This is a genomic window from Bacteroidota bacterium (genome assembly GCA_034723125.1).
Classification (GTDB): domain Bacteria; phylum Bacteroidota; class Bacteroidia; order CAILMK01; family JAAYUY01; genus JAYEOP01.
Map to the genome: position 1 here is coordinate 1 of JAYEOP010000186.1, position 3,673 is coordinate 3,673.

2 protein-coding genes are annotated in these 3,673 nt (G+C 31.2%); one reads left to right on the forward strand and one right to left on the reverse strand.

What is annotated here, in order from left to right; translation table 11 throughout:
* Positions 1-175 precede the first annotated feature (175 nt).
* Positions 176-2,782 carry a DNA mismatch repair protein MutS gene (mutS, locus tag U9R42_05535; GenBank protein ID MEA3495482.1) on the reverse strand — a complete coding sequence of 869 codons (2,607 nt, stop codon included), beginning with the start codon at positions 2,780-2,782 and terminating at the stop codon, positions 176-178.
* A gap of 63 nt (positions 2,783-2,845) precedes the next feature.
* Here mutS and U9R42_05540 point away from each other — a divergent pair, with 63 nt between their 5' ends.
* Positions 2,846-3,382 carry an RNA methyltransferase gene (locus tag U9R42_05540; protein ID MEA3495483.1) on the forward strand — a complete coding sequence of 179 codons (537 nt, stop codon included), beginning with the start codon at positions 2,846-2,848 and terminating at the stop codon, positions 3,380-3,382.
* The last annotated feature ends 291 nt before the right edge of the window (positions 3,383-3,673 follow it).

Genomic DNA, 3,673 nt, shown 5'->3' on the forward strand with positions numbered 1-3,673 from the left:
ACTGTTGACTGTTTTTGACTGCTGACTGGAGACTGCCGACTGCGGACTTGTAATTTGTTTTTTCGTAACACATAACTCTAAGTACTTTAGGCACTTTAAGTACTCTAAGTACTTCTTTTTGTTTATTCGGAATTTGACTGAAGACTGCTTACTGCGGACTGCCGGCTGTTAACTCTTACCCTTTATCTTTCTTAAGCAATGATTTAAGATAATTCAATTTCATCATTGCTTCTATTGGTGTTAATGCGTTAATGTCAATTTTATTAAGTTCTCTTTTTACTCTTTCGTAAATTGGATCGGTTACGTCAAACATTTTTAGCTGGACACTTACCTTTCCTCCAACTACTTTGTTATTCTTGATATTTGTTCTTTGTTTTTCCAGTTCTTCTAAAATGAGTTTTGCCCTTTCCACTATTTTATTAGGAACACCTGCCATTTGTGCAACGTGTATTCCAAAGCTATGCTCACTGCCTCCGGGTTTTAGCTTTCGCAAAAAGATTACTTTATTTTTGTATTCTTTTACACTAATGTTTAAATTCCTTACTCGTTTTAATGTTGAAGCTAATTCATTAAGTTCATGATAGTGAGTGGCAAAAATAGTTTTGGGTTTTGTAGTATTCTGATGTAAAAACTCGGTTATTGCCCATGCAATAGAAATGCCGTCATAAGTACTTGTCCCTCTGCCAATTTCATCTAAAAGTATTAAGCTTCTTTCTGAAACATTATTTAAAATACTTGCTGTTTCAAGCATTTCAACCATAAATGTTGATTCACCAACAGACAGGTTATCAGAGGCTCCTACTCGTGTAAATATTTTGTCAACTATTCCTATTTTTGCAGAACTTGCAGGTACAAAAGAACCAATTTGTGCAAGCAAAACAATTAAAGCTGTTTGCCTTAAAACTGCAGATTTTCCCGACATATTTGGTCCTGTAAGAATAATAACTTGTTGATTATCATTGTTGAGATAAATATCATTTGGAATATAATCATCACCTACAGGGAGGTTTTGTTCTATTACAGGATGACGACCATCCTTAATGTCAATTACATAACTATCATTTATTTGTGGTTTTGTATAATTATATTCTTGTGCAATATTTGCGAATGAAAGAAGCACGTCAAGGTAAGCAATTGCCTTTGAATTTATTTGAATAGGATGAATATATTCTGTTAATTCATAAAGCAATTCCTGATAAATCTCATTTTCCAATGTATCAATTTTTTCTTCTGAGGATAAGATTTTTTCTTCATATTCCTTTAATTCAGAAGTGATGTATCGTTCGGCACTTACAAGAGTTTGTTTGCGATGCCATTCCTCAGGTACTTTGTCTTTGTGTGTATTTCTTACTTCAAGGTAATATCCAAAAACGGAATTGTAGCCTACTTTTAAAGAAGAAATTCCTGTTTTCACAATTTCTCTTTCTCTAAGTTTTAAAATATATTCTTTACCTGTTTTTTTTAAATCTTTTATTTTATCCAATTCTTTTGAATATCCTTCTTTTATAAAATTGCCTTTGTTGATATTTACAGGAGGTTCGTCAACAAGTATTTTATCTATTTTTTCTTGAAGAAGACTACATGAATTTAACTTTTCGTTAATTTTAAAAAGCTGTTTATTTTCTGAATTTTCACAAACTTTTTTAATACCCTCAATATGTGAAAGAGCATTTTTTATGTGCCTAATTTCTCTTGGGTTAATCCGTCTTAAAGCAACTTTTGAAATCAATCTTTCAAGGTCTCCAATTTTTGAAAGTTTCTCCCCTAAATTAGTATTTCCCTTTTCATTTTTAAATAAAAAATCTACCAACTCAAGTCTTTTCTCAATATTCCTTTTGTCCTTTAATGGCATAACTATCCATTGCTTTAAAAGCCTGCCTCCCATTGGTGTAATAGTTTTATCGATTACATTAATAAGCGGACTACCATCAACAAGGTTTGGATTTATTAGTTCAAGATTTTTTATTGAAAAGCGGTCAAGCCAGATAAAGTCATCTTTTTCAATTCTTGAAATATTATTCAGGTGCTTAAGTCTGTCTTGTTTGTTTTCAGAAAGATAATGAAGTATTGCTCCTGCAGCAGGAATTGCAGTATTCATATTTTCTATTCCAAAACCTTTTAATGTTTTTGTTTTAAAGTGAGATGTTAGTTTTTCATAAGAATAATCGGATGAAAATAACCAATCTTCAAGAAGAAAAGTATATCTTTTTTGAGGAAAATATTTTAAATATTCTTCCTGCTTTAATTTTGAATAAATTATTTCTGACGGGTCAAAAGAGTTAACAAGATTTTCTATATAGTCAATGCTTCCTTCTGCTACAATAAATTCACCTGTTGAGATATCAACAAAGGCAGCCCCAACTTCTTTTTTTGTAAAATATAAGGCAGCAAGATAGTTATTTTGCTTTGTATTAAGAACTTGATCATTAGTGGATGTGCCGGGCGTTATTAATTCGGTAACACCTCGTTTTACAATTGTTTTGGTTTTTTTCGGGTCTTCAAGTTGTTCACAAATTGCAACTCTATGTCCCGCTTTAACAAGTTTTGGCAAATAGGTATCAATACTATGATGAGGAAATCCTGCAAGCTCAACTTTTGATGAACCATTAGACCTGCTGGTTAAAACTATTCCTAAAATTTTTGACACTTTTATAGCATCTTCTACAAATGTTTCATAAAAATCACCAACACGAAAGAGCAGTAAAGCATCAGGATACTTATTTTTAATCTGAAAATACTGCTTCATCAAAGGTGTTTCTTCTATTTTTTTATTTTTAACCAAATCTTCTAAATTTTAATGCTATATTTGTTTTTAATTTGCCCAAATTTAAAACTTTAAATTCTAATGAGAAAACTCAAAACATACGAACTTAAAAGAAAATCTGTAACAGAATTTAAGAAAAGTAGCAAACTTCCTATTGTTGTTGTTTTAGACGATATTAGAAGTATGTACAATGTCGGTTCTATTTTTCGTACTTGTGATTGTTTTTTAATCAAAAAAATTATTCTTTGTGGAATTACACCCAAGCCACCACATCGGGAAATTACTAAAACAGCAATTGGTGCTACTGAAAGCATGGACTGGGAATACGAAGCAAACATAAAAGTTACTATTAATTCATTAAAAGCAGAAGGCTATAAAATCATTGGACTTGAACATACCGATGAAAGTTATGACATAAATAACTTTGAAATAAAAAACGATGAAAAATACGCATTGGTTTTAGGCAACGAAGTAAAAGGAATTAACATTTCAATATTAGAAGATTTGGATGAATGTTTGGAAATTCCTCAATATGGTACAAAGCATTCTTTGAATGTGTCAATTGCCGGAGGGATTTCTATCTATCATTTTGCTCAAAAATTAAGGGAAGTTCTATAAGGGGGGCTATAAATTTATTTGCAATAATGTTTTTGAATCTACTCTAAAAAGTCTTAAAATGTTTTTCAGCTCCTTTCTACCCCAAACCCTAAAGGTGTAAGTATCAGAAAATCAGGACTCCCTTTAGGGAGTGGGGCAATTCCTGATTTTCAAAACCTGCACTCATACCAAATTAACATCAAAACACCCGATATAAATCATTTCTATTTCCCTTTTTTGTCGTTAAAAATTATTTCCGTAGCTATAGCTATGCAAAGAATTTTTGCCTAAAAAAAGAAAAATATAATTTAA

Bases quoted from the DNA above. Each gene is read 5' to 3' on its own strand.
- U9R42_05540 (MEA3495483.1), top strand. From the start codon at position 2,846: ATGAGAAAACTCAAAACATACGAACTTAAAAGAAAATCTGTAACAGAA.